Genomic DNA, 25,938 nt, shown 5'->3' on the forward strand with positions numbered 1-25,938 from the left:
AATGAAAATTAATAGAATCAACACCAAAAAAAATCTTCTAGCCTTTTCAGGAGGGGTTGATTCTACTGCTCTTTTTTTTACTCTATTAGAAAATAGTATTCCCTTTGATATTGCTATTGTAAACTACAATCTAAGAGAACAATCTAAAGAGGAAGTTACATATGCAAAAGAGTTAGCACAGAAATATGAAAAAAAGATATTTATCAAAGATGCTAACTTTGAGAACAATTCAAATTTTGAAAAACAAGCAAGAGATTTTAGATATGAATTCTTTAGTGAGATTATAGAGAAAAACTGTTATGAAACTTTAATTACTGCCCATCAATTAAATGATAGATTAGAGTGGTTTTTTATGCAACTAAGCCGAGGTGCTGGTATCTTAGAACTTGTCTCTTTTGAAGAGAAAACTACTTATAAAAACTATGAAATACTAAGACCTCTAATTAATACTTCAAGGGATGAGATTATAAACTATCTTGAGAAAAATTCAATCAGATATTTTGTAGATGAGAGTAATTTTGATGAGAAATATAGAAGAAACTACTTTAGGAAAAATTTCTCCAATAAATTTTTACAAGAGTTTAAATCTGGCGTTAAAAAGAGTTTTGAATATTTAGAAAAAGATATTAGCTCTTTAAATATTAGAAATGAAGCCATTTATCAAGAGAAAGAGTTGGAGATTTTTAAAAATTTAGAGGATAATAATCTAAATATAAGAGTAATTGACTTAAGTTTAAAAAGAAGAGGTTTTTTACTAACAAAAGATCAAAGAGATGAGATCTTAAAACAAAAAGAGATAGTAGTGTCTCATAAAATCTCTATTGCAATTACAGAAGATTATATCTTTATTGCACCGTATAAAATCTCAAAAATGGAAAAAGAGTTTAAGGAGAAATGCCGAATAAAAAAAATACCTAAAAATATTAGAGTTTATCTTTATGAAGAGAAAGTTGAAAAACTATTTAAAATAATTTAAGAGCTAAAAAACTTCTTTAGTTTTCTATTCTCAACCATTTGTTTTCTTGTGTTTTCTTTGTGTTCTTTTATAAAATTGATATTTGTATAGAAAAGTTCTTTTAATTTTTTTAAGTTGTCAAAATCTAAGCCACTGGTTATATCAGAAGATACCAAATATTTTTTTGACCATCTTACAAGAGCATCGGCTCTCTCTTGAGATTCTAAAGAGTTAATATAAGTTAACTCTTTTAAAGCCTCTATAGACCTATTTCCTCTTTCCATGCTTCTATTAAACCTTGTACAACTTTCATTACTTGACCTACAGAGTTAATATTATCGTCAATCCCTGCAGTAAATAGAGTTTCTATTTGATAAAGATATAATCCATCTAAATAATAAGCTACATCTCCACCATCAAAATCCAATACGTTTCGAAGTTCATCGAATATTGCCACGGATTTATTTATGTATTTAAATTTAGATTCTATATCACCATCTTCCATTGCAGATTTAACAAATGACAGATATTTTAATAAGCCTTCATAAAGTTTTAATATCAATAAATATGGATCTTCTGATATCGCACTTTGTTGTTGATAAGCTTCAATTCCCATAAATTAACTCCAAATTTCATATTACAGAATAGTATATTATATATATACTTCAAATTAAATTAGTCTAAAAGTATTTTAACTAAAAAGGCCAAAACAACTGTAAAATTCTTGTTCCCCAAGGAACATGCATTACATCTTGTTCTTCTCCATCTTTTTCATAAAGCAGTTGCATATTTGCAATTTGAGCAGAAGTTACTGAATTATCAGAGGTAATATCATAAGGTCTTATTACTCCTGTTAATGTCAATGACTGCTTTTGCCCATCAATTAACATCTCTTTTCTTGCTTTTATAAAATAGTTTCCATTTTGATAAACCTCTTGAATAATTGCAGATACAGTAGTTGCAAAATCTTCACTAAGTTTTGTTTTTACTTCACCTTTATTATCATTTGCAGTTGTTTGAGAAAAACCTACATTTGTTAAAGGGTTTAAAGTAGAAGCAATTTTTTTACCAATTCCACCATTTCCTGCTGTTACAACACCTGCACCTAAATCAGTTGATCTATCTGCACTTGTCTCTCTTTTATTATTTGTATTTGAAGATAAAGATTCATCAATTTCAACTTGAATGATATCCCCAACTTGCAAATCTTTTTTATCTGCAAATAATGAAGGTCCTTTTACTGTATATAAAGAGCCTTTATTCTTTTGAACAATAGGTTGTTCTCTTGGTATTTGCTCTTTTGGTTTTGTAAACTCCATCTCTGGATTTTGTACACAACCAATAAATACCAAAGGCACAAATAAAAAAAATAATAGCTTAATTTGCATTATATTTACTCTCAATAACATATTTTAAATCTATAGCAATTTTTATATCATTAACACTTTTTTTAATAAGTGCTGCACTTCCATATCTAACTTTTAAAGCATCTAGATTAGTATCAGGATCTACAACAAGAAGAGCTCTATTTGAGACTATTTTCACGTCAATAACTTTTCTTTGACCTATTAAATCAACAGCTGATTCAATCTCCCTATAAATTAATTTTTCTAACTTATTAGAGTTTTTACCTCTCTCTTCTTCTTTTATCTGTTGAAGTTTTTTTTCATTCTCAATTTTTTGTTTTTGTGCATAAGTATCACTCATATAATAGTAGTAAAATAGGCACAATAACACTACTGCTCCAACAGATAAAAATTTTGTTATTATCCTCTTTCTTGTGGTTGATTTTACTGCTATAATCATTATTATTCTATTTTATTACAAAAGATGTAAATAAGATTTGTTTAATACTATTTTTTTGAATATCATCATTCTCAGCACTTACTTCATTAAGAATTGAGTTAATATCATCCATCAACTCCTCTTTTAATAAAGCTTTCCCACCAACAGTCAAAAGTTCTTCTGAACTTCTTGAACTAACTTGGGCTATAACTGCATCAACTATTTCAGGTTTATACTCTTCAACAAGAGATTCAATTGTAGGTTCTGTACTTTTTATAGCAAAAGAGAGCTTCATCAACTTTTCTCTACCTTTTGCATTTGTAATATTTAAAACCAAATCATTTATACTAGCTTTATATGAATCTTTAGCATCTGCCTTTTCTGTTGTTGTTTGGTTTTGGTTTTGTAATTGTTGTTGTCCATTTAGAACTCCACTTGATAGTAATAAATATCCACCAACACCAACAGCAGCAAATAGTAGTACAACTAATACTATTAAAACAACTATTAATCCTTTTCCACTAGATTTTTGTGTTACTTCTTCATTTTCATCTGCCATAATTAACCTTCACTCTTATTATTTAATTTATAATCCTGCAACATTTGTGTTAACAATGAAGCATTTTCAGGACTCATATATTTCATCAAAGATGTTACTTTTGCTTCTTTAAGTCTTATAATTATATCGAAAACATCTTCAATTTTTCCCTCTCTAATCATTTGATTGAAAATATCTGCCGCAATTTTAGGTTTCATTTTATTAAAAATATTCGCTGTTTTACTATCAACTTCACCTTTTATATTCTCTAAGAGTTGCTTGTTTTCATCTCTTAAATCTTGAATCTCTTTTTTCTCTTTTTCTATTTTTGCTAATAGATTATCAAGCTCTTTTTTTCTAGTTTGATACTCTGCCTCTTTTTTATTATAAAAATTATTCAAATCTTTTTTTAGTTCAGTTATCTCTATTCTTTGTTTAACCAAAGTTGCACTATTTACCTCTTGTGCACTTAAACTTATTAGATTAAAAAAAAGAATTAAAATAGCTAATCTTAACAAAATGGTTCCTTTACTCTGATATATATTTACTCTGTACATATTCACTAGCTGCCTCTTCTTCTGCAACTAATATTTTTCTTAACTTCTCTTGTTGCTCTTCTTCTAAAATATATTTAAATTGCTCACACTCTTTTTGTAACTCAATAATTTGTTGAATTAAAAAGGTTAACTCTTTATTTAATTCCATTTTATCTTTTTCAAGCTTTTTAATATGTAATTTCATTGTATTTTTATGTATTTGAAGGATAGAAAAATCTGCAATTGCTCCAAACTTTTGCACACTTGTAGTACTTATTTTATTTAAAGTGAACATTATCTCATTTTCAATCTTATTTATTTGAGACATTAACTGCCCTTTTTCCATAAGTTTTTGGTCAGTTTGCATTTTTTTTAAGTTATATATTTTATCTATCATTTTACTGCCCGAAAGTTAAAATTATTCCCCATAAATCTTTTGTATAAGTCTCAATATTATCTCCAATCCAAGGCAAAGAGATTAAAATAAAGATAGATACAAAAATAACTTTTGGAACAAAAGATAAAGATGCGTCAGAAACTTGAGTTACAGCTTGAAATATTGAAATTAAAAGACCAATTACCATACTTACTAATAGTGATGGCAATCCTAAAATAAGGATTATTTTAACTGTGTTTTGTGCAATACCCATTAAATCCATATTAATCTTTTACTTTTATTGTAATCTCCAATGTCTTATTATTCAAAAGTTGAGATATAAGTTTTGCAATATCTTCAGAACTTGAACTTCCTAAACTAATACTACTATCACTACTAGTTTCAGTTACATTTTTCTCTACTTTTGGGCTTACTACAACATCAGAACCTTCCGCATTTAATGCCTCCAATAAATCAGCTTCACTTAAAGTATCAAACTCTGAAAACTCTTCTGCCATATTATCTCCTTGGTTACTACCCATTATTTCTGGAATATTTTGATTCTCTTCAATTACATCATCTAGATCCATATTAAAAGTCTCATTACTCTCTTCATCTTCACTATTTGATTCAGTTTCATCATTATCTATATTACCAAAATCTTCTTCAAAACTCAAACTATTTATTAAGTCCTCATAAAAACTTTGATCCTCTTGTGAGTCAAATTCCTCTTCCTCTTTTTCAACAGCCATTACATCAACACCTTCTCCAGATAATAGTTGTTGTAACTCTAATTCAAAATTGTGTTCGCTATGACTCTCTTCTTCAACTTCAGAAACTACTTCTTCTTTAGTTTCTGCTATCTCTTCAGACTCTTTATTATCCTCTTCCAAAAGTTTAGAGATATCATCAATTTGTTCAACTTCAACTTTCTCTTCAACATCATTTCTGTGGGTTAAAAGTTGACTTAACTCTTCATCTAAAGTATAATCTGTATTCTCATCTTCATAAGCACCTTCAACTATCTCAACAATAGAATCATGGATATCTTCACTCTCATTTGCTTCAACAATAGAGTCCAATTTATTTTTAATATAAGTTGATAGGTCATCCATAGAATCAACAGATACATCCCCTATTCCATTATCCAAAAGATACTCTTGCTCTATTCCATCTTTTGGTTGTAAAAATTTTAGTTTCTTATTTAATGTGTTATTTTTTATTATTTTTGAGTCATCAATTATGTATATATTATTAGGATTATCTTCAATTGCAGCTTTTAAATCATTGATACTATTTAAGTCTATAACTTGACCCTCTTCACCTAATCTAAACTTGATATTAGTATGCTCTAGTAGGTCATGTATATCTTTTTTAAAACTCTCACTTCCGTAAATGTAAACAACCAAAAGATATCCTGTCTCTGTTTTTTTGGTTGATTATACCTACATTTTATAAAATTTTAGATAAAATTTTTCCAATTATAAGTGAGGTGCAAAATTGAAATACATAGTAATACTTTTTTTAGTTATTAATTCACTTTTTGCGGTAACAATTAAAGATATATCAAATGTTGTTGGTATTAGAGACAACCAATTAATCGGATATGGACTTGTTGTTGGTCTTGCTGGAACGGGTGATAAATCACAATTTACAATGCAGAGTTTACAAAATTTACTTAGAAACTCATATATAAAAATTCCTACATCTTCTATAAAATCTAAAAATATTGCAGCTGTTATGGTAACAGCGGATCTACCTCCTTTTTCTAGACAAGGGGATAAAATAAAAGTAAAAATATCTGCAATAGGAGATGCTAAATCTATTGACCATGGGGAGTTGTTATTAACTCAACTAAAAGCAGTTGATGGACAAGTATATGCTTTGGCGCAAGGTTCAATTATTTCAGATGCAAAAAATAGCACAACAGGTTTTATTTATGATGGGGGAACAATAGAAAATGAAGTTGACTACTCTTTAATAAATGAAAATAGTGTAACTCTAAGTTTGTTTAAAAACGATGCAAAACAGGCTTATGAAGTAGAAAATAAAATTAATAATCATTTTGGTAAAAAACTGGCAACTGCAACAGATACAAGAACTGTTGAAGTAAAAAAACCTCAAAATACCTCTATTGTAAAATTTATCTCTGATATTCAAGCAATAGAATTAACCTCTGATTTTAAAAAGAAAATTATTATTGATATGCAAAGGGAATCTATCATTGCTGGAGCTGATATAAGAATTGACCCTGTTACAGTTGCAACAAATAAATTCACAATTAGAATAAAAAAATTCCCAGATGAAAATAGTTGGGAAGATCCAAAAGCAAATCCTGGGCAGGATATTGGAGATAATGTAAAACTTAATAATAAACCAATCGCTGTTGATATTGATAATACTTTATTAAATAGCAAAAATACGCCTACCGTTTCAGATTTAGTTAGAGCTATGAAGGTTATGAAGTTACCAATGACTGAAATTATTGATACAATAAAGATGATTAAAGAACTTGGGGCTTTAAATGTTGAAGTTGAGATAAGAGGATAAAATGGCAGAATTCTTAAGTCAAGATGAAATTGACGCACTTTTAGATATTGCTGAAGCTGGTGAAGAGATTGATCCAAATGCTGATGAGCAGATAATCTCTAAAGAGAAAAACTATTCAATATATGATTTTAAAAAACCAAACAGAATCTCTTCTGATCAGTTTAAAGCTTTCTCAACTCTACATGATAAAATGTTAAGAGACTTAATTACAGACCTCTCTGCTATGCTTAGAAAAGTTGTTGATATTAAACTTTACTCAATTGAGCAGATGACATATGGAGAATTTATTTTATCAATTCCACAATTAACCTCACTTAGTACCCTTTCAATTAAACCTCTTGATGGAAGAATAGTTGTTGAGTGTAACCCTGGAATTTCACACAAAATTATTGCTGAATTGTTAGGTTCAGGAGCAGTTGCGGCAAGTGATAACTTAGATAGGGAATTGACTGAAATTGAAGTTAATATTTTTGATCACTTCTATAGACTCTTTGTAAAACATATGTACAAAGCTTGGGAAGAGGTAACAACACTTAATTTTAAAATTGAGTCAAGGGATACAAATGCAAATGCAATTCAAGTTATTTCTGACCACGAAATTGTTCTTTTAGTTGTACTTGAGATAACTATTGATGAGGAGTCAGGTTTTATCTCAATTTGTTATCCGATTGCTTATATTGAACCACTTTTAAATAAAATTGTTGAAAAAATGTTTAGTGAAGGTAAAAACAAAAAAGCTAGTAGAAAAAAAGATATTACAACTCTTATTTCAGGAGCAAAAATGACTGTTGAAGCTATTATGGCAGAAACAGAACTTACTGTTTCAGAGCTTTTAAAACTAAAACTTAATGATATTATTGTTTTTAATAAAAATGCCACCTCTTCATCTTCAAAAATCTATATAAATAATAGTGAAAAATTTTTGGGAGTATCTGGTATTTCAAGTAATAGAAAAGCTATTCAAATGAGTACAAATATTGACCACGAAAAACAAGAAACTTTAGAAATACTAAGAAATATGAGAGAAGATAGAATTAAAAGAGCAGAAGAGTCTACTGCAAATATTAAAAGACTTCTTAAAGAGAAAGAGAGAGAAGGAAGGTAATTTAATATTACCCTTCTATACTCCAAGCTAAACTTTCACCTGCAAACATAGGTACTACTTTTTCATTTTCATAACTATACTCTGCTGGAACTATAAACTCTTTTTTTATAAGTTTTATTTTTTTCTCTTTAGGTTTGTAATTATAAATTTTTTGTGCATTTAAACTTACAAAACTATTTAGATTTTCTAATTTTTTATTTTTTTCAAATAACTCAACTAGAACCTGTAAAGCAATTGGTGAAGTAAATACACCAGCAGCACAACCACAACACTCTTTTTTATGTTTAGGGTGTGGTGCAGAATCACTTCCAAACATAAGTTTTGAATGACCACTTAAAGCAGCCTTTAATAAGGCACTTCTATCTTCTGGTCTTTTTGCAATTGGTTTACAAAATAGATGTGGATTTAACATTCCCCCTGCCACATCATCTAAAGTAATTAATAGGTGATGAAGGGTAACTGTTGCATAAAGATTATCATATTTATCTAACATCTCAACTGCATCTTTTGTAGTTATATGTTCCATAATAACTTTTAAATCTGGGAAAGAAGAAGCAATTGATTCATAAATTGGCATAAACTCTTTTTCTCTGTCCATAACAAAACCATTTGTTTCTCCATGGATACAAAGAGGGATTCCTAGTTTACTCATCGACTCCAAAGTTGGTCTTAATACTTCAACATCCATAGAAGCAACACCTGTTTCAGAGTTTGTTGTGATTCCAGCTGGATAGAGTTTTATTGCAATTATTTCATCTTTTACATCTTTTAAAAACTCATATGAATAATCATTTTTAAAAAATAGTGTCATTTTGGGATCAAACTCATCTTCTTTGCAAGCTTCTAAAATTCTCTCTTTATAAGCTAAAAGTGCCTCTTTTGTTGTAACAGGAGGAACTAAATTTGGCATAACAAGAGCTGCTGAAAATGTTTTTGAAGTCAAAGGACCTACTAACTTTAGCATATCACCATCACGTAAATGAAGGTGCATATCCAAAGCTGAGTCTATTAAAAACTCTTGCATACTAGATTGCGTCCTCGTCTTCTTCCCCTGTTCTTATTCTTACTGTTTTTTCAATAGGAGATACAAATATTTTACCATCTCCAATTTTTCCAGTTTTTGCAGCATTGATTATAATATCAATTGTTGAGTCAACATCTGAATCAGCAACTACTAATTCAACTTTAATTTTTGGTAAAAAGTCAACAACATACTCAGCACCTCTATATAGTTCAGAGTGTCCTTGTTGTCTTCCATAACCTTTTACATCACTAACAGTCATACCTGTAATTCCTGCTTGAGTTAAAGCCTCTTTTACATCATCTAATTTGAATGGTTTAATTACTGCTTCAATCTTTTTCATAACAATCCTTTTTTTAATTATAATATTTTAACTAAATAATTTTAAACTATCATTTCATAAATTATTAATATGAATTAATTTATCTTAAAATGCTCTTTTGAACTCTGGATATGCTTCTAATCCACACTCATCTACATCTAATCCTTGCATCTCTTCATCTCTATCCGCTCTTAATGGAACAATTTTATTAATTACAAAAAGAACAATAAAAGATACAACAAAAGCAAATAGACCAACAACAACTACACCTTTTAATTGTCCTAAAAATGTAATATCATCTCCATTATTTGCAAAAATTCCAACAGCTAATGTTCCCCAAATTCCATTTAATAAGTGAACTGAAAGTGCTCCAACAGGATCATCAAGTTTTAATTTATCAAAAAAACTAACGCCAATTACGACAATTACACCACCAATTGCCCCAACTAAAATAGGAGTATAGATATTGTATAGATTAGGACCAGCAGTTATGGCAACAAGACCACCTAAAGCACCATTTAAAATCATAGTAATATCAAGTTTTTTATATTGAAAATACATAATTATACCAACAATAATTGAACCAGCAAGTCCTGCTGTATTTGTATTCATAATTGTTAAAGCTACGGCATCTGCACTCTCTTTTGATGAGATTGAACCAACACTTCCACCATTAAATCCAAACCATCCAATCCAAAGTAAAAATGCTCCAAGAGTTACTAAAGGAATATTTGAAGCTGGAATAACTCTAATTACTCCCTCTTCACTATATCTTCCACGTCTAGCTCCAATTATTATTATAGCTGCAAGGAGTGCCCATCCGCCTGTACTGTGAATAACTGTTGAACCAGCTAAATCATACATTGAAAGTTCTAAAAATGTACCTTCAAGCATATTACTTCCCCAAGACCAGTTTACTATAATTGGGTAAATTACTGCTCCCATAATAACTGTAAATATTGCAAGAGGTATTACTTTTGCTCTTTCACTTACCCCTCCTGACATTATATTTATAGCTTTACCAACAAATGCCATTTGAAATAAAAATGCTGCCCATTTACTCATTGAATCACTTCCAAAATCTCCAAAGGCAAGAGAGTAACCAAAAAGTAAAAACGCCATAGAAGCAATCGCATATATCATAGTATTTACCATTAACACAGCCGAAACATTTTTTGTTCTAACAAGTCCTGCTTCAAGCATGGCAAAACCAGGTACCATGAAGATTATAAGTGTCATTGTAAATATTGCAAAAAAAGTATCAATAACATAATTTATTGATTGTAAGTCCATATTCTAATCCTTGCTTTTTGTAAATAGCAAGCATTATATAGTTTTTAAAAAGATTTAAAAAGTAGTATTATGTATATTTAATATACATATATATATTTAATAGAAGAGTGAAGAAAAATTCTTACTCTTCTAAAAAACTTATACAGCTTCTGAACCTCTTTGTTCAGTTCTGATTCTAACAACTTCATCTACAGTCGTAACGAAAATTTTACCATCACCGATTTTACCAGTTTTTGCAGCTTCAACAATTACATTGATTGTTGAATCTACATCTTCATCATTAACGATAACTTCAATTTTAATTTTTGCTAAGAAATCTACTACATACTCAGCCCCTCTGTATAACTCAGAGTGACCTTGTTGTCTTCCATATCCTTTTACATCAGATACAGTCATACCAGCGATTCCATTTTCAACTAATGCTTCTTTTACATCCTCAAGTTTAAAAGGTTTGATAATTGCTTCTATTTTTTTCATAATAATAATCCTACCTATCTATTAAGCTTTTTTGAACTCTGGATAACACTCTAATCCAGTTTCATGGATATCAAGTCCGTTAATCTCAGTTTCTTCATCTACTCTTAATCCCATAATTACATCAAGTATTTTCCAAAGAATGATTGATGAAACAAATACAAAGATACCAACTATAACTATACCTTTAATTTGAGCTAATATTGTAATTTCTGGATTGAAGATACCAACTGCTAATGTACCCCAGATACCTGCAACTAAGTGAACAGATAGAGCACCAACTGGATCATCAATTCTTAATTTATCAAAGAAAGGAACAGCAAATACAACAATTACACCACCAACTAAACCTTCAATAAATGCAACTAACATACCTAAATCTGGTCCCGCAGTACAAGAAACAAGTCCTGCTAAAGCACCATTTAATACCATAGTTAAATCAACTTTTTTGTATAGAAGTTGAGTTAAAAGTGCAGCCATTACAGCACCTGCGCAAGCAGCCATGTTTGTATCAGCAACAACTAATGCAATTCCATCGATATCTGCTTTTGAACCTAATGCTAATTGAGAACCACCATTGAATCCAAACCAACCTAACCATAGAATAAATGTACCAAGTGTAGCAAGTGTTAAGTTTGAACCAGGGATTGGTTTAACTTTACCATCTTTTGTATATTTACCTTTTCTAGCTCCAAGGATAAGAACACCAGCTAATGCAGCCCATCCACCAACAGAGTGAACAATTGTAGAACCAGCAAAATCAGAGAAACCAGCCATTAAACCACCAAGTTCACTTCCTCCCCAAGACCAATGTCCTTGAATTGGATAGATAATACCACTTAGGATTACAATAAAGATTAAGAATGGCCATAATTTCATTCTCTCTGCAATTGAACCTGAAATAACAGATGCAGAAGTTGCAACAAATACAACTTGGAAAAAGAAATCAGCTGCAGCTGGATAAGATGCATCAGCAGCAGTTTCCATGCTAATTGTTGAGAAACTTCCCATAAAAGATGAACCTTCACCATACATTAGGTTATAACCTATAAAGTAGTACATAATACAAGAGATTGCAAATAATGCAATATTTTTTGTTAGTACAGTCGCATTATTTTTCGATCTTGTAAGACCAGCCTCTAGCATTGCAAAACCTGCAGCCATCCACATTACAAGGGCACCCATTATTATAAATAGAAACCCATCTAGAACATATTTTACATCAGCAAAATTTTCCATTTTTTTCCTTTCTGAAATAAAGTATGATGAAATTCTATCAGATAAATAAATTTTTTTTCAACTTTATATGTATAATAATTATACAATAAACTATTAATTATATCTACCAAGTGGATATAAATTCCCATTTTATGGGAAATACATAAATGTTACATTTTTGTATATTAATCAATATAAATTCGAATTTAGTATATCCTTTTTTATTTTTTAGATAATTGTTTAAATTATATACATATATTTTATATACAGTATGTTATAATAATTGACTTAATAAGGGGTGATTTATGAAAGAGTATTTGGAAGTATATTTCCAAAATCAAGATAAAATCGAAGATTTTTTACAAGAGAGTTTACTAAAACTTGGGGAGCTTAAGAGATTAAGAGAGAATAAGTTTAAAGAGATATTCTCAATTTTCCCATCGTTGGAATTAGTATATATAATAAACAAAGATACTAAAATTCAAATCTCTCCCAACTTTTATAGAAATAGTACAGATACAAATGCCCAAAATATATCAAGGGATTATCTTCTTTCTAAACTACATTTTAAAGAGAACTCATTAACTGCTTTTAGCACACCTTATGTAAGTTCTGCAACAAAAAGTAGTTGTGTAACTGTTTCTGTAAGTGAAGGAAACTATATAATATTTTTTGATTTTAAAATAGAGTCTCTTTTGGAGAGGATGAATTTAATCGAATTAAACAAACCTTTTCACACAATGACTAAAACATTTTATACCATTGCTGGTTATTCAATGTTTCTTTTAGCACTATTTATTGTTTTTTACTCTATTTATGATTTTATTCACTCTTTTGCTGTTAAAGGAATATTTGATTTAGATACAATTTTTAAACCTATTATTGCTTTAACCCTAGGCGTTGCAATTTTTGATTTAGGAAAAACTATTTTAGAGCAAGAAGTATATTTTAAAAGTTACTCAAAAAACTCTAAAGTTGAGACAAAAATGATTACAAAATTTTTAATCTCAATTATTATAGCTCTCTCTATTGAAGGGCTTATGGTAGTATTTAAAATAGCAATAAATGATTATGATAAGATGATAAACGCACTATATTTAATAACAGGTATCTCTTTTATCTTAATTGCACTGTCTATTTTTATATATTTAACTAGAAAAAAATAAATTTTTAATATAATTAACGAAGAAGGTAAGAAATGGAAAACTACATAGCAATATCTAAAAACTCGAAGGAGATTTTAAACTCTGCACATCTATTACAAAGTGTTGAAGTTAATGCACTGATTTCAGGGGAGCCAGGAGTTGGTAAAAAATCTTTATCACAATATATTGTCCCCAAAGCTCCAATATTTAAAGCAAAAAATCTACAACAAGATATTAGTGACAATATAATAAATCTACAAAATTGTTCAGTAATTATTGATAAAATCGAGAATATTACAAATGTTGATCTTTTTATAAATTGGATTAATAGTAATGGCATTAGAGTTATTGCAACAACACTAAAAGAGGAGCTAAACAATAGATTAGCTGAACTTTTTTCAATTACAATTGAGCTTCCACCATTAAGGGACAGAGAAGAGGATGTAAAAGCTCTAACACAAAAGTTTTCTAAAGAGGCTAGTGTAACTTTGGATTTAGACCAAATTATACCTTCAAAACTTATGATAAATATTTCAAACAATGCACACAGCCTTAGAAAATCAATATATTTTTCATACCTTTTTGAGACAATTGGTGAAGATGAAATTCTTATGTTTATGGAAAACTATATGTACTCTAACATGAAGGGTGACAACTCATATAAAGACTTTTTATATCTGCTTGAAGTACCTATGTTAAAAGCAGCTACAAAAAAATACAAATCACAAGTTCAAATGGCAAAACATTTAGGACTAAATAGAATTACTCTTCGAAAAAAACTGGATATTCATAAGGAATACTTGAATGACTGAACTGAATATTCAAATTGAGGAGTTAATCTCTCAAAATGCAAAAGATTTTGAGATATCAAAGGTTTTTAGAACCTACTACAAGAATTATGTAGCCTCAATTGATACTGCAATAGAATCTTTGGGAAAAGATTTTTTTGTAAGACATACAAAACATACTGATAAATTTTTAATACAACTTTATAAATATATGCTAAGAAAATATTTTGGAGACTATCAACCAATGAGTAGCTCTCTGCCTGTAACTCTAATAGCTTTAGGAAGTTATGGAAGAGAACAACTTTGCGTTCACTCTGATGTAGATTTAATGATTTTATATCAAGATATAAAAGGTTATAACTTAAGACCAATAATGGAAGAGCTTGTAACTTTAGCTTGGGATTGTGGATTAAAACTAGGCTCAAGAGTTCATGAGATAAAAGAGATAGAAGAGGCTGTAAAAGAGGATATTACTATTAAAACCTCAATTATAGAATCAAGAATGATATATGGCTCAAAACATCTTTGGTACTCATATGAAAATGTATTAAGAAAAATAAGAAAAACTGGAAGAAAAGAGTTTGTATTAGAAAAACTTGAAGAGCATAAACAAAGACTTCTAAAATATCCCCTAAAAATGGAACCAAATATCAAAGATGGTTATGGAGGAATGAGAGAAGCCAATATGGTTTTTTGGATGGCTACAGTGATTTTTGGTGTAACTTCAACTAGACAATTAATAGATAAAGAGTTTGATGAAGAAGAGTATAAAAAATATAGAGCCTCTTTAGAGTTTATTTTTCAAGTAAGAAGTGTATTACACAGTGTTGCAAAAAAGAAACTTGATGTAGTAAACTTTGATTTATTGCCTGAACTAAGCTCTAAGCTGGGATTTGAAGGCACTCCAAGAATGACTAAAGAGAGATTATGCATGACAAAAATCTTAGAGTCTTTGCATAGGGTTCACTTTTTCTCTTCAGTTATGGTAAAAAAATTTACTAGAAGAGTTATTTTTGATAAAACTTCCCTTCTTAATTTAAAAGAGTACAGATATAAAAAAGATTTATATATTATTGATAATAAACTATATACCTCATTTAATGCAAAACCTAAAACACTAATTGATTTCCTAAAAGAGCTTATTGAACTACCTGATAGTGTAAAATATTTTGATAGATCTTATGTCTATTATGCAAGTAAAACAATACTTCCTAACAAACAGACAAAAGAGCTTAAAAAAGTTATAAAAACTCTGCTTTATAAGCCAAATTTATATCCACTTATTAAACTTTTATATAATGGAAGATTGTTCCAAGCTGTTCTTCCAATTACTAAAAAAATAGTAAATCAACCTCAATTTGATGGATATCATCAACACCCTGTTGATATCCATTCAATTAAAGCTTTAAAAAAACTTGAGGAGATTAGCGATCCTTATGTACAAGAGTTATATGATAGTTTAGATGAAAAAGAAAAAGCATTAGTGAGACTTGTAACACTTTTCCATGATGTTGGAAAAGGTAGAGTAATTGATCACCATATTTCTGGTGAAAAATTATTTAAAAGTATGACAACCGCATTTGATTTTGAACCTGAGCAGATTCAATTGGGAGCTTTACTTGTTAGATACCATAATATGATGAGTAAAGTTGCAACAAGTGAAGATATCTATTCTGAAAAAGTTATCCTCTCTTTTACAGCACTTTTAAAATCAAAATTAGCTTTAACTATGCTATTTGTAGTAACCTATGCTGATATTTCTGCTGTTGGAGAGACTGTATATAACAGCTCAAATGCTTCACTTTTAAAACAACTATATTTGCAATCACTACCAGCTTTTGATAATGTCTCTTTATTAAATGAAAATGCAAGAAGAAATGCAAAACAAGAGAGAATTAAAACACTTCCTGAGTATAAAGAGTTATCAAATATAATGAAGAAAAAAATCTTCTATATTGCTTCAAATCATATGTTCTTGAAACTAAAAGCAAATGAGATTGTAAATATTGCAGTAAAAGCACAAGATGTAACTACTTTTGATTATGAGATAATAAATGATAATAACCTAATAATTAGAATCATTAGAAAAGTACCTTTAAACTTGGGATATTTATTAGGGAAAATGGAGTTTTTAAATATCTCAACAATGAACATCTTTAAACTCTATGATGAAAAAAAATTCTTTGAAATCAACTTCTCTGAAAAGGTTGATGATGAAGATTTGCCTCATATTTCACAAATTATAGAGAGCTCTTTTGATATGGAGAAAAAAACCAAACTTCTAACTCCTATAATAAATAGAGAAGGTATTACAATAGATTGTAACCACACTACTTATCTAGCCTCTATGCAGGTTGTTGCAAAAGACCAAAAGGGACTTTTGGCTTTCATTGCTAAGATTTTTGATGATTATGAAGTTGAGATTGAGACTGCAAAACTAAGCTCAATAAAAAATAAAGCTCACGACCTCTTTTTGATTGAAAAAAATGGAAACTTCTGTGCAAAACAAGAGGAGATTATAAATGACTTGTGTGTAGATGAAGGTTAAACCTCATCTACATAAGCTGCATTGCAACTTTTTTTGCCATACCAAAATCTGTTTTACCACTTCCTAGTTTTGGTACTTCTTCTACTATTTTATACTCTGAAGGCAGCATTAAATTATTATCAAAACTCTCTTTTACTTCATTTTTTAGTATTTCAAGCTCATCACTACTTATATGAGAAAGCAGTGCAACAATTTTTTCACCTTTTTTTTCATCATTTATAGCAGTAACAACAACATCAATTTCATCATTAGTAATTAAAGCTTTAATCTTCTCTTCAACTAATCCTAAACTTACCATCTCTCCACCAAGTTTTGCAAATCTTGAGTATCTATCAACAATAGTTAAAAAACCATCACTGTCTAATCTTCCTTTATCTCCTGTTATATAATACTTCTCACCATTTTTTTCAATTATTGCCTCTTTTGTCCTTTTTTCATCTTTTAAGTAGCCTTTCATAACTTGAACTCCAGAGATTAATATCATCCCCTCTTCTCCAACTTTAAGTTCATTAAAAGTGCTTGGATCTACTATTTTAATCTTTGTTCCAGGAATTGGCATACCAACTGTTCCAAGCTTACTTCCTAGCTGAAACTCTCCCGTTGAAGTTTTAATATCTGGAAGATTGCAACAAGCAACAGGAGTTGTTTCTGTTGTTCCAAAACCCTCTAAAATATTTTTATTAAACCTTTTTTCAAAATCCTCTCTTACTTTTTGTGAAAGTTTTTCAGCCCCAGCAACAACAAGTCTTAGAGAAGAAAACATCTCTTTTTTCACCTTTGGATTTTTTGCATAAAGTCTAAAAAAAGTAGAAGTTCCAAGGATAATAGTTGCTTTATATTTTTCCACAAGTTTACCAATTGCATAACCATCTGTTGGATCAGGATGAGCTACACATGTGATTCCTTCAATAAGTGGTAAAAACATTGTTACAACAGTTCCAAAAGCGTGAAACAAAGGTAGTGAACCAACAATAATATCATCCTCGTTTGCATTAATAACTGAAGCAATTTGTTTTGAGTTTCCTATTATATTGCTGTGGGTTAACTCAACTCCTTTTGGAACTCCTTCACTTCCACTACTAAACATTATAACTGCTGTTGAGTCTTTATTCACTTTTTTTAAATGTATTGCTTTTAAAATAAAACTTGGAAGAAGAACTATTGAGATAAGAGTTATTATCCCTTTAGTTTTTGTTATCTCTTTTTTCATATCTTCAACATAAATAACTTCACACAAAGATAAGACTTCATCAATTTTTATACCCTTTTCAATAAGTTTTTCAACAAATTTTTTAGAGGTAATCAGGCTTTTTATCTCTGCTTTTTTTACACACTCTGCCAAAGTTTGCATAGAAGAGGTAAAATTAAGATTTATAGTAACTTTTCCTAACATTAAAACTGAACAGTTCATAAAAGCCCCACCTACACTTGAAGGAAGCAGTAAACCTATATGTTCTCCTTGAAGTTTTGTTTTTAGTATATTTTTAAAAAGAGTAATTGCTGTTAAAAATTTATATGCACTAACCTCAAGCCCTGTTGTATCTGCAAAAATTTTATAGGTTTTCATCTCTTTTAATCTATCAAAAACCACCTCTTGGATAGTTCCAAGTGAGTTTGTATGTTCTCTCCATGATTTAGATGAAAGTTCTTTAACTACTTGCTTAACCTTTGATGCAGTTGCTTCTCCTTTTTTTATTGGGTTTGAAAAAGAGACTGTAACACTTTTTATTCTTCTTAAACTTTTATATTTTCTATTTGCTCTACTAAACATAGATTCCCACAAACCTCTAATATAAAAAGCGATTACAGGAATATCATCTTTTGTCTGTTTTAAAATAAGTTCAAAGCCCCTTTTAAACTCACCTAGATGTCCAGTTCTTGTAATACTTCCTTCAGGAAAAAGAACTACAATATCTCCATCATCTAAACACTTTGCAATGGTTTTTATTGTCTGTTTACTTGAACTATTTGAGATGGGAATTACATTAAAAAGTTTTAATATCCAAGTTAAATACCACTTCTCATAAATTGGTTTATGCATCACAAATCTAATTTGTCTTGGAGAGCTCATAAATACAACTGCCCAATCTATCCAAGAGACATGATTTCCAAGAAGTAAAGCTCCCCCATTTGAAGGGATATTTTTCAAACCTTGAACATCTAATTTGTACTTTAATCCAACAATTATCTTTACAAAAAGTAAAATCATAGATTGGGGAAGACTATAAACAGTATAAGCCATCCCAACAATAGTTATAAAAAGAATCAAATAAATTGTACTTAGTGGATTTAGATTATTATATGAAACTACAGTTGTAAGGCAAAGCATAATAAACATAGCCAAAGAGTGAAACCAATTATTACCAGCTAAGATAGTTCCTAAAGTTTTCTTTTTTGCATTAAATTGTATTAGAGCATTTAAAGGAACCACAAACATCCCTCCAAAAACTCCAAAAAATAAAAATGTCAAAGAGAGCATTAAAGAACTCTCTACAATTGTTGAACAATATATCATTAATGCCATTCCCAAAGCAGCAAGGGGTATTGTTCCTATTTCTATATAGTGTCTTGAAAGTTTAGAGTATATTATTGAACCTAAAGCTATACCAATGCCAGAAGCTGCAAGAACTCCATTTATAACAAATACATCTGTTATATTCAAATACTCTTTTGCATATGAGGGAAATACAGCCATTAAACCTTGAGAAATTCCCCAGAAGACTGATAAACCAACCACAGATAAAGAGACAAGATTATTTGAGAAAAGCATTTTAATATTTTTCTTTAAAAGCTCTCCTCTTAGAAGTTTGTTTTTATCTAAAACTAAACTTTCATCAAAACTATAGTTTGTATTAAGCCTTCTTAAAACTAATAAAGAGAGTAGCATCTCTAAAAAGGCAACAGGAACAATATAGTATGTAAGAGGCAATATTGCAAGAAGAAGTTCCTCTTTTGTCTGCAATGTTTGTAAAGCATTTGAATTATAAAAAGATTCAAAAACATATGAGCCACTTGCAATTGAAAACAAAATAGCAATTATTGAAACTGCCTGCAAAGAGGAGTTCCCTTTTGCAAGATTACCTTTCCCCCAAATATCCATAATAATTCCAAATTTAGCAGGAGAATAGATTGCACTTTGTACAGCTAAAAGTGTTAGGTTTAACATTGCTAAATAAAAATTTCCACTAAGATAAGATAAAACCATCAAAACTGATAAGGTAAAAGAAGAGATAGCTCCATATATCAAAATATCTTTTTTATTATATCTATCAGACAAAAATCCACTTATAGAAAAAAGAAGTAAAAAAGGGATAATTATCATGGCATTTATAATTGATATCCAAACAACTTGTTCACTACCATCAAATATTTTAAATGCAATATTTTGAAGTAAAACTTTGTGGGCAACATCAACAACTACATTACAAAAAACAACAATTAAAAAAGCAAATTTTATAATATAAATATTCTGATTTGTTTTTAACATTAAATCCCCTTTTTCTCTTTTTTGAACTCAATAATTGTGTGTCTATTGAAAATATATGGCTTAAAAGAGTTTAGAATATCTAAAACTAAAATCTCAGGTAAAAATCCCGTCTCTTCCAAAACTTTTGTGCTTAGTTCTCTTTCTAAAAGAGCAAGTTTTTTGCTTGTTCTTACATATTCACTTATAAGTTTTGTGGAGATATCATATTTTCTAAGCTCACTATAGGTTTTTAATACCTCTGTTTCTGTTTTGAAATATATCTTTTTGTCATCTAACAAATCTAAACTAATAGCCTCTTTTAAAAGCTCCTGGTCTAAATCTTTTTTTAAAATTGGATTTTTTATCTCATTTGAGAGCATTTGGATTGATTGCAAAATAAGCTCTGCTCTATCGTCAAAGTTAATTCTATAGTAATCAAAAAGCTCTTTTATATAATCTATTGAAAAATTTAGATTCTCTTTGAAATATTTTATTAGATTTAAAACTGTAATTGTGATATGAGGATAGTACTTCATATTTTTTGAAGTATTAACTGTATTTGGAAGCAAACCTTTTTTATCATAAAAAGAGATTGTATAATTGCTAAGGTCAACCAGTTGTACAAGCTCACTCATCTTATAGTAATCTTTTCCATCAATAATTTTCATCTTAACTCCTAAAGTAGAGAGTTAAACTCTTTACTTTTGAGATTATAGATAATAATTATATAAAAGTCAAGAGTGCAACTCTTTACTTTTATTTTTTTATTTATGAAAATATATTTTTAAGTACTTTTATTTTTGAAAAAACTAAAATATCTAAAGCCAATACAACTATTAAAGTAATTCCAACAAGTGGAAAAAATAAAGAGACTAAAAGCATTATAAACATAGCATTTTTCCAATGGGGTAAATTTTTTGGCATAGGAGGAGCACTTAGTTTAAATCCAGCATTTGCTGGTCTTCTTTTCCACCACATTACAAGTCCAGTAATACTTAAGGCTATTACAGATAAACAAATCAAAGTATTTATTATAAGATTCCAAATTGTTACAAGCCCCATATGAATAGGAATAGATACAGCCATAACTTTACCGGCAAGGGAATAATCATCAAATGTTACTTTTGCCAAAATTTTTCCTGTATATCTATCTATATGAACTGTTTTATCAACAAATGGATTTTTGGAATCACTATTCATAGTATCTTGGTTTATAGTCCATACACCAGTTTCTCCTTTAGGAAAGGATACTCTATATCTTTCTTTAAAACCAATCTCATTTGCTAGGTTTACTATTGAATCTATATTAATTTTTTCATTATCTAAAGTACCTTTTAGTCCCATTTTTGAGCCTGACATTGGTAAATTAGTATGTTCTATTGCCCAAGGCATACCTTCACTAGGACCATAATTTAAAGAAGCATGAGTCTTATCTGATAATGGAATCTTATCCCATTTTTGAGCAGGAAAAGTACTCCAAGCTTGAACTATTTTTGCTCCCCATACACCTGTCCATGACATCCCAGAAAGTAAAAAAAGAAAAAAGAAAATTGAAACATATACACCTAATGTAACGTGAAAATTCTTAAAAAATTCTCTACCTTTCAAAGAAAAATCAAAAGCTAAAACCTTTGAAATTTTCCTATCTCTTGGCCACCATAGATATAAACCAGTAATAATTAAAATAATACCAAACCCTGCACTTATCTCTAAAATTCTATCCCCAGTTTTTCCTATCAATAAATCACTATGGATATTATCAGCTAAATCATACCAACCTTGTCTTCTTTCCCAATCTTTTATAATTTTGCCAGAATATGGGTTTACCGCAATCATTTTTTGAGTACCATTTTCTAACTTTAATCTAAAAACATTAACTCTATTTTCACTTGGAGCTTTTATTAACTCCACAACATTTGAACCAACAATTGAAGATCTTGCAATCTGTGATTGTTTTTCTAAACTTATCATTGTATTATTTTCAGGAACACGAATAATAATATTTTCCCCATCTCTTCCATCAAAAAATCCAATATACATCATCATAATACCTGTAACTGCTAATATTAGCATAAATGGTACTACAAAAACTCCAGCATAAAAATGCCATCTCCAAACCGCTTTATAGAAAACATTAGTTTTGTTTTCTACTTTATTTTTTTCTTTTGATTTCATGCGTATCCCTACTAAAAAATAACTTGGGATTTTATATAAGAAGTGTTAATTATCTATTAAACAGTGCTTTCTTTATTGAATTAAATGAAAAAATAAATAATGAAATCCAGATTAAAATAAAAGTAATAAATTTATCACTATTAAAATCTTCATTATAAACAAAAACTGCCAAAAGAAATGAAGCTGTTGGAGCTATATATTGAAAAAAGCCTAAAGTTGCAAGCCTTATTCTAATAGCTGCACTATTAAATAAAAGTAGCGGCACAGCTGTAATAAACCCTGCTAAAAAAAGCATAAAAGAGATATATGCTGAACTATTTTGTACAAATGCCATATTCCCATTTAGATACAAGTAGCCAAGATATCCAACTGCAAAAGGGAACAATAATAAGACTTCCACAAAAAGTCCAACCTCCGAACCAACGTTTATCTTTTTTCTAAGCAGAGCATAAAGTCCAAAAGATATTGCAAGAGAGAGAAATATATGGAATATGCCCTAAAGTTATTAGTTGATAAGATACTGCACAAAAAGCAATAAAAATAGCTATATATTGATTTTTTGTCATTCTTTCACTAAAAAAAACAAAACCTAAAAATACATTTACCAAAGGATTAATATAGTATCCAAGTGAGGTCTCTAGTATTTTGTTATTTGCAATAGCCCAAATAAATATAAGCCAATTTAGAGAAACAAAAAAAGTTGAAGCAAACAGATATTTAAGTTTTCGCTTATCTTTCATTGTTCCTAAAAAAAGTTTTATCTCTTTATTATAAATTAAAAGAGGTAAAAGTGTAAAAACTGAAAACACAACTCTATAAAGCAGTATTTCAAAAGAGTTTACTGAAGCAACTTCTTTAAAATAAATAGGAGACAAACCTCCCCATATGAGAAATGCAAAGGTTGCATAAATATGCCCTAATCGTTCTTGATTCAAAATATATCCTTGATAAAGATGTTATTTTATCCAAATTCCCCTTTTTATTATAGTAGAAAATTGCGATATTACCTTGCAAGTAATTTATATATAATTTTATTATGATAGAATTATTTTCTATCTTAAAAGGACATTTATGAAGTTAATAATAAAAATATCAATAATACTTATTGTATTAATCCTTGGTAGCATAATTATTGTACCAAATATCTATAATGTAAAATTTAATGACTATATAGAAAAAACACAAAAAAGTTTTGAAGAAAAAGGTATGGAGCTTAAAATCAAAACTTTAAATGATGACTATTTTAATATTAAAAGAGAGTACATTCTACAAATCAAAGACTCTTCATATCTATTTTTAAAATTAAAAGGTTTAGTTGAAAAACAAGAGGTAGAGAAGTTAGTAAATAATACAGAATTGCTAATTGAAATCTCACTACCAAAGTATCCTACAGAAAAAGATGATGCTATTTCAATCTCTTTTAAGAACTTGTCTTCTTATCTTGAACAAGCTTTATTAAAGGAGAAGATAGGACAAGACCTATTATCTTTTATAAAAAATAGAGATTTAGAATTAGTTTTATCAGTTAACAATTTTGAGATAAAAAAAGCAAGATTAAAAGATATTGATTTAAGACTACTTAATAAAAATATCTCTATTAGTGAAACTATTAAAAATTTTGTAATTTATATTGAAGATTTTAATAAATATGATATAAATATCGAAAAGATATCTTCATCAATTCTTATTGATAAACAATCATTTGATTTGGATATTGACTCTTCAAATTATAAATTAAACAGAGAAAAAGAGCTTAAAGTATCTGAAGAGTTAAATATAAAACATATCAGAACTTTATTTAAAGAGAGAAATGAAAAAGTTCAATTGAAAATTGAAAATTTGAAGAGTAATTCTACAATAGATACAAAAAATGGTTTTTTAACTCCACATTCTAATATGCAAATTGCAGATATAAATATGGATATATTAAATAGTAATATTAAACTCAAAAATTTTAATCTAGTAGGTTCAATTGAAGGTATGAAAGAAGTTGCTTTTCATGAACTTCTTGATTCAATAAAAACAAATGACGAAGAGAAGATATATACTAGTGTTAATAAAATCATAAATGATGGTTTGATATACAAACTAGACAAACTTGATATAAGTAATATTAAACTTACAACTATAAATGATTTTTTTGAGTTAAACAAAATAAATAGCAAATTAAAAGTAGAAATAAAACCAAATATTTTTAATCTAACAACTGAAAATTTTGGAGAATTAATCAATTCTATCTCTGCAAACTATTTTTTAAAATTACCAAAAAATGATATTATGCAGATAAATAATAAACTTAAAATACCAGCAGCCCTATCTCAATATATCAACTTTGATAAAGACCAAGCTTCTATTGATTTGAAGTATGATTCAAATAGTTTATATATAAACGATAAAAGAATCCAATAGTCTCTAAGAAATTTCTTAGAGCTATTTTAGAAGTTCCTCAATCTCTTCAACATTAAGAAGTTTTCCTGTTGATTTAACCTCTCCATTTATTACAAGAGCTGGAGTACTCATAACTCCATAATTCATAATTTTTACCATATCATCCACTTTTTCTATTTGTGCAAAAATTCCTTTTTTTGCAACTGCTACTTTTACATTATTTGTTAAAGCTTCACATTTTGAACAGCCTGTTCCTAAAATCTCAATTTTCATCTTTCTCTCCTATTTATAAAATCGTATTAAAAATATATCCAATGGCAATAATTCCACATCCAACTATTATAAAAAATGTTGCAATAAGTTTTGTATGAAGTAATCTTTTTAAAATCATTGCTTCTGGAAGACTCAATGCAGTAACTGCCATCATAAAAGAAAGTGCACTTCCTAGAAGCATACCTTTAGAAGTTAAAACCTCAACAAGGGGCATTACACCTGCTGCACTTGAGTACATTGGAATTCCTAAAATAACAGCTAAAGGTACTGTGTACCAAGCATCTCCACCTGTATAACGAGCAATAAAATCTGTTGGAATATATCCATGAATAAACGCTCCTACAGCAACTCCTAACAACACATAGATATAAATTTTTCTAAAAATATCCATAGTGTAATCCCAAGCCTCTTTTACTCTTGTTTTACTATCTAACTTTATAGTTGGATTATCACAACACCCTTGCATTGGTTTTACCTCAAGAAGAATATATTTTTCCATATTCATCCTTCCTATAATAAAACCTCCAACAATAGCTACAAGAAGTCCAAAACCTATATAAATAGCTGTAATTTTCCAACCAAAAAGTCCAAAAAGCATTGCTATTGCTATCTCATTATTAAGTGGAGCTGAGATTAAAAAAGAGAAAGTAACTCCCAAAGGAATTCTTGCTTGTAAAAATCCCAGAAAAAGAGGAATTGCACTGCAAGTACAAAAAGGAGTTATTATCCCAAATATTGCAGCTAATATATTTCCTGTAAACTCTGATTTTCCTTGTAAATAGGCTCTTACTTTTTCAACATTAAACCAAGTTCTTAAATATGAGACTATAAAAATAATCAATACAAGAAGAATCAAAATTTTAACAGTATCATAAATAAAGAAGTGCAAAGCTTGAGTTAAATGACTACTCTTATCCATATTAAATAGAGTATAGATTAAATAGTCTACAAATTTTTCCCAATAATAAAACATCTTAAACTC

At 29.0% G+C, this 25,938-nt stretch carries 28 protein-coding genes; 7 read left to right on the top strand and 21 right to left on the bottom strand.

Features of this window, described 5'->3' with window-relative positions:
- Position 1: 1 nt before the first annotated feature.
- The gene (gene tilS, locus AEBR_RS13630; RefSeq protein ID WP_129087403.1) at positions 2–976 is read left to right on the top strand and encodes a tRNA lysidine(34) synthetase TilS; all 975 of its coding nucleotides are present in this window, start codon (positions 2–4) and stop codon (positions 974–976) included.
- On the opposite strand, the gene AEBR_RS13635 is transcribed toward tilS, so the two are convergent.
- From AEBR_RS13635 to AEBR_RS13675, 9 genes are all read right to left on the bottom strand, one after another.
- A complete protein-coding gene (locus AEBR_RS13635) occupies positions 973–1,239 on the bottom strand; it encodes a hypothetical protein (RefSeq protein WP_129087402.1) in 267 nt (88 codons plus the stop codon). The genes tilS and AEBR_RS13635 overlap by 4 nt on opposite strands.
- Positions 1,215–1,571 (bottom strand): flagellar export chaperone FliS, encoded by a 357-nt coding sequence (gene fliS, locus AEBR_RS13640; RefSeq protein WP_128982091.1) that lies wholly within the window; start codon positions 1,569–1,571, stop codon positions 1,215–1,217. The genes AEBR_RS13635 and fliS overlap by 25 nt, the downstream gene beginning before the upstream one ends.
- Positions 1,572–1,650: 79 nt before the next feature.
- The gene (locus tag AEBR_RS13645) at positions 1,651–2,343 is read right to left on the bottom strand and encodes a flagellar basal body L-ring protein FlgH (RefSeq protein WP_228712181.1); all 693 of its coding nucleotides are present in this window, start codon (positions 2,341–2,343) and stop codon (positions 1,651–1,653) included.
- Positions 2,333–2,761, bottom strand: coding sequence for a hypothetical protein (locus AEBR_RS13650; RefSeq protein WP_129087401.1), 429 nt, complete (start codon positions 2,759–2,761; stop codon positions 2,333–2,335). The genes AEBR_RS13645 and AEBR_RS13650 overlap by 11 nt, the downstream gene beginning before the upstream one ends.
- Positions 2,762–2,768: 7 nt before the next feature.
- Entirely contained in the window at positions 2,769–3,299 is a 531-nt protein-coding gene (locus AEBR_RS13655; protein WP_129087400.1) for a flagellar basal body-associated FliL family protein, read from the bottom strand.
- A gap of 2 nt (positions 3,300–3,301) precedes the next feature.
- Positions 3,302–3,796: a MotE family protein gene (locus AEBR_RS13660; RefSeq protein ID WP_228712008.1), complete on the bottom strand. Its 495-nt coding sequence runs from the start codon at positions 3,794–3,796 to the stop codon at positions 3,302–3,304.
- A gap of 10 nt (positions 3,797–3,806) precedes the next feature.
- The gene (locus tag AEBR_RS13665) at positions 3,807–4,211 is read right to left on the bottom strand and encodes a hypothetical protein (protein ID WP_128982085.1); all 405 of its coding nucleotides are present in this window, start codon (positions 4,209–4,211) and stop codon (positions 3,807–3,809) included.
- 1 nt (position 4,212) lies between these two features.
- Positions 4,213–4,473, bottom strand: a complete 261-nt coding sequence (locus AEBR_RS13670) for a flagellar biosynthetic protein FliQ (protein ID WP_128982083.1) — start codon at positions 4,471–4,473, stop codon at positions 4,213–4,215.
- 1 nt (position 4,474) lies between these two features.
- A complete protein-coding gene (locus AEBR_RS13675) occupies positions 4,475–5,599 on the bottom strand; it encodes a hypothetical protein (protein ID WP_129087399.1) in 1,125 nt (374 codons plus the stop codon).
- Positions 5,600–5,690: 91 nt separating this feature from the next.
- On the opposite strand from AEBR_RS13675, the gene AEBR_RS13680 reads away from it, so the two are divergent.
- Positions 5,691–6,740 (top strand): flagellar basal body P-ring protein FlgI, encoded by a 1,050-nt coding sequence (locus AEBR_RS13680; RefSeq protein ID WP_129087398.1) that lies wholly within the window; start codon positions 5,691–5,693, stop codon positions 6,738–6,740.
- A gap of 1 nt (position 6,741) precedes the next feature.
- Positions 6,742–7,845: a flagellar motor switch protein FliM gene (gene fliM / locus AEBR_RS13685; protein ID WP_128982077.1), complete on the top strand. Its 1,104-nt coding sequence runs from the start codon at positions 6,742–6,744 to the stop codon at positions 7,843–7,845.
- A 7-nt stretch (positions 7,846–7,852) separates the two neighbouring features.
- Here fliM and pyrC read toward each other — a convergent pair whose 3' ends face one another.
- The 5 genes from pyrC to AEBR_RS13710 form a co-directional block, all read right to left on the bottom strand.
- Entirely contained in the window at positions 7,853–8,869 is a 1,017-nt protein-coding gene (pyrC, locus tag AEBR_RS13690) for a dihydroorotase (RefSeq protein ID WP_129087397.1), read from the bottom strand.
- Position 8,870: 1 nt separating this feature from the next.
- Complete coding sequence (locus tag AEBR_RS13695) at positions 8,871–9,209, bottom strand: P-II family nitrogen regulator (protein ID WP_129087396.1); 339 nt, start codon at positions 9,207–9,209, stop codon at positions 8,871–8,873.
- An 84-nt stretch (positions 9,210–9,293) separates the two neighbouring features.
- Complete coding sequence (locus AEBR_RS13700) at positions 9,294–10,481, bottom strand: ammonium transporter (RefSeq protein WP_129087395.1); 1,188 nt, start codon at positions 10,479–10,481, stop codon at positions 9,294–9,296.
- Between the two features lie 138 nt (positions 10,482–10,619).
- Positions 10,620–10,958, bottom strand: a complete 339-nt coding sequence (locus tag AEBR_RS13705) for a P-II family nitrogen regulator (protein ID WP_128982069.1) — start codon at positions 10,956–10,958, stop codon at positions 10,620–10,622.
- A 21-nt stretch (positions 10,959–10,979) separates the two neighbouring features.
- Positions 10,980–12,194 (bottom strand): ammonium transporter family protein, encoded by a 1,215-nt coding sequence (locus AEBR_RS13710; protein ID WP_128982067.1) that lies wholly within the window; start codon positions 12,192–12,194, stop codon positions 10,980–10,982.
- Between the two features lie 284 nt (positions 12,195–12,478).
- On the opposite strand from AEBR_RS13710, the gene AEBR_RS13715 reads away from it, so the two are divergent.
- The 3 genes from AEBR_RS13715 to AEBR_RS13725 are packed head-to-tail and all read left to right on the top strand — an operon-like array spanning position 12,479 to position 16,654.
- Positions 12,479–13,339: a hypothetical protein gene (locus AEBR_RS13715; protein WP_128982065.1), complete on the top strand. Its 861-nt coding sequence runs from the start codon at positions 12,479–12,481 to the stop codon at positions 13,337–13,339.
- A 32-nt stretch (positions 13,340–13,371) separates the two neighbouring features.
- Positions 13,372–14,130 carry a Fis family transcriptional regulator gene (locus tag AEBR_RS13720; protein ID WP_128982063.1) on the top strand — a complete coding sequence of 253 codons (759 nt, stop codon included), beginning with the start codon at positions 13,372–13,374 and terminating at the stop codon, positions 14,128–14,130.
- Positions 14,123–16,654: a [protein-PII] uridylyltransferase family protein gene (locus AEBR_RS13725; protein WP_129087394.1), complete on the top strand. Its 2,532-nt coding sequence runs from the start codon at positions 14,123–14,125 to the stop codon at positions 16,652–16,654. Before AEBR_RS13720 ends, AEBR_RS13725 begins: the two co-directional genes overlap by 8 nt.
- A gap of 7 nt (positions 16,655–16,661) precedes the next feature.
- Here the strand turns inward: AEBR_RS13725 and AEBR_RS13730 are convergent, their stop codons facing one another.
- The 5 genes from AEBR_RS13730 to AEBR_RS15510 form a co-directional block, all read right to left on the bottom strand.
- A complete protein-coding gene (locus AEBR_RS13730; RefSeq protein WP_129087393.1) occupies positions 16,662–20,141 on the bottom strand; it encodes an acyl-[ACP]--phospholipid O-acyltransferase in 3,480 nt (1,159 codons plus the stop codon).
- Entirely contained in the window at positions 20,141–20,788 is a 648-nt protein-coding gene (locus tag AEBR_RS13735; protein WP_129087392.1) for a MerR family transcriptional regulator, read from the bottom strand. Before AEBR_RS13735 ends, AEBR_RS13730 begins: the two co-directional genes overlap by 1 nt.
- Positions 20,789–20,888: 100 nt before the next feature.
- Entirely contained in the window at positions 20,889–22,295 is a 1,407-nt protein-coding gene (locus AEBR_RS13740) for a PepSY-associated TM helix domain-containing protein (RefSeq protein WP_129087391.1), read from the bottom strand.
- Positions 22,296–22,344: 49 nt separating this feature from the next.
- A complete protein-coding gene (locus AEBR_RS15505) occupies positions 22,345–22,695 on the bottom strand; it encodes an EamA family transporter (RefSeq protein WP_228720438.1) in 351 nt (116 codons plus the stop codon).
- A gap of 37 nt (positions 22,696–22,732) precedes the next feature.
- On the bottom strand, positions 22,733–23,230 hold the full coding sequence (locus AEBR_RS15510) for an EamA family transporter (protein ID WP_228720439.1): 498 nt from the start codon (positions 23,228–23,230) through the stop codon (positions 22,733–22,735).
- 136 nt (positions 23,231–23,366) lie between these two features.
- Between AEBR_RS15510 and AEBR_RS13750 the strand changes: the two genes are divergently transcribed.
- Positions 23,367–24,704 (top strand): YdgA family protein, encoded by a 1,338-nt coding sequence (locus tag AEBR_RS13750; RefSeq protein WP_129087389.1) that lies wholly within the window; start codon positions 23,367–23,369, stop codon positions 24,702–24,704.
- 21 nt (positions 24,705–24,725) lie between these two features.
- Here AEBR_RS13750 and AEBR_RS13755 read toward each other — a convergent pair whose 3' ends face one another.
- Together AEBR_RS13755 and AEBR_RS13760 are read right to left on the bottom strand one after the other, a co-directional pair.
- Positions 24,726–24,956, bottom strand: coding sequence for a thioredoxin family protein (locus AEBR_RS13755; RefSeq protein WP_129087388.1), 231 nt, complete (start codon positions 24,954–24,956; stop codon positions 24,726–24,728).
- Between the two features lie 13 nt (positions 24,957–24,969).
- Positions 24,970–25,929, bottom strand: a complete 960-nt coding sequence (locus AEBR_RS13760; protein WP_129087387.1) for a permease — start codon at positions 25,927–25,929, stop codon at positions 24,970–24,972.
- Positions 25,930–25,938 lie beyond the last annotated feature (9 nt).

Source organism: Halarcobacter ebronensis (genome assembly GCF_013201825.1).
Taxonomy (GTDB): domain Bacteria; phylum Campylobacterota; class Campylobacteria; order Campylobacterales; family Arcobacteraceae; genus Halarcobacter; species Halarcobacter ebronensis.

Excerpts from the sequence above, each read along its gene's own strand:
- AEBR_RS13740 (WP_129087391.1), bottom strand. The coding sequence starts at position 22,295 with ATGAAATCAAAAGAAAAAAATAAAGTAGAAAACAAAACTAATGTTTTC.
- AEBR_RS13655 (WP_129087400.1), bottom strand. The coding sequence starts at position 3,299 with ATGGCAGATGAAAATGAAGAAGTAACACAAAAATCTAGTGGAAAAGGA.
- AEBR_RS13735 (WP_129087392.1), bottom strand. The coding sequence starts at position 20,788 with ATGAAAATTATTGATGGAAAAGATTACTATAAGATGAGTGAGCTTGTA.
- tilS (WP_129087403.1), top strand. The coding sequence starts at position 2 with ATGAAAATTAATAGAATCAACACCAAAAAAAATCTTCTAGCCTTTTCA.
- AEBR_RS13700 (WP_129087395.1), bottom strand. The coding sequence starts at position 10,481 with ATGGACTTACAATCAATAAATTATGTTATTGATACTTTTTTTGCAATA.
- AEBR_RS13730 (WP_129087393.1), bottom strand. The coding sequence starts at position 20,141 with ATGTTAAAAACAAATCAGAATATTTATATTATAAAATTTGCTTTTTTA.
- AEBR_RS13665 (WP_128982085.1), bottom strand. The coding sequence starts at position 4,211 with ATGATAGATAAAATATATAACTTAAAAAAAATGCAAACTGACCAAAAA.
- AEBR_RS13710 (WP_128982067.1), bottom strand. The coding sequence starts at position 12,194 with ATGGAAAATTTTGCTGATGTAAAATATGTTCTAGATGGGTTTCTATTT.
- AEBR_RS13705 (WP_128982069.1), bottom strand. The coding sequence starts at position 10,958 with ATGAAAAAAATAGAAGCAATTATCAAACCTTTTAAACTTGAGGATGTA.
- AEBR_RS13720 (WP_128982063.1), top strand. The coding sequence starts at position 13,372 with ATGGAAAACTACATAGCAATATCTAAAAACTCGAAGGAGATTTTAAAC.
- AEBR_RS13750 (WP_129087389.1), top strand. The coding sequence starts at position 23,367 with ATGAAGTTAATAATAAAAATATCAATAATACTTATTGTATTAATCCTT.
- AEBR_RS13635 (WP_129087402.1), bottom strand. The coding sequence starts at position 1,239 with ATGGAAAGAGGAAATAGGTCTATAGAGGCTTTAAAAGAGTTAACTTAT.
- AEBR_RS13725 (WP_129087394.1), top strand. The coding sequence starts at position 14,123 with ATGACTGAACTGAATATTCAAATTGAGGAGTTAATCTCTCAAAATGCA.
- AEBR_RS13695 (WP_129087396.1), bottom strand. The coding sequence starts at position 9,209 with ATGAAAAAGATTGAAGCAGTAATTAAACCATTCAAATTAGATGATGTA.
- fliS (WP_128982091.1), bottom strand. The coding sequence starts at position 1,571 with ATGGGAATTGAAGCTTATCAACAACAAAGTGCGATATCAGAAGATCCA.
- AEBR_RS13755 (WP_129087388.1), bottom strand. The coding sequence starts at position 24,956 with ATGAAAATTGAGATTTTAGGAACAGGCTGTTCAAAATGTGAAGCTTTA.
- AEBR_RS13645 (WP_228712181.1), bottom strand. The coding sequence starts at position 2,343 with ATGCAAATTAAGCTATTATTTTTTTTATTTGTGCCTTTGGTATTTATT.
- pyrC (WP_129087397.1), bottom strand. The coding sequence starts at position 8,869 with ATGCAAGAGTTTTTAATAGACTCAGCTTTGGATATGCACCTTCATTTA.
- AEBR_RS13715 (WP_128982065.1), top strand. The coding sequence starts at position 12,479 with ATGAAAGAGTATTTGGAAGTATATTTCCAAAATCAAGATAAAATCGAA.
- AEBR_RS13650 (WP_129087401.1), bottom strand. The coding sequence starts at position 2,761 with ATGATTATAGCAGTAAAATCAACCACAAGAAAGAGGATAATAACAAAA.
- fliM (WP_128982077.1), top strand. The coding sequence starts at position 6,742 with ATGGCAGAATTCTTAAGTCAAGATGAAATTGACGCACTTTTAGATATT.
- AEBR_RS13670 (WP_128982083.1), bottom strand. The coding sequence starts at position 4,473 with ATGGATTTAATGGGTATTGCACAAAACACAGTTAAAATAATCCTTATT.
- AEBR_RS13760 (WP_129087387.1), bottom strand. The coding sequence starts at position 25,929 with ATGTTTTATTATTGGGAAAAATTTGTAGACTATTTAATCTATACTCTA.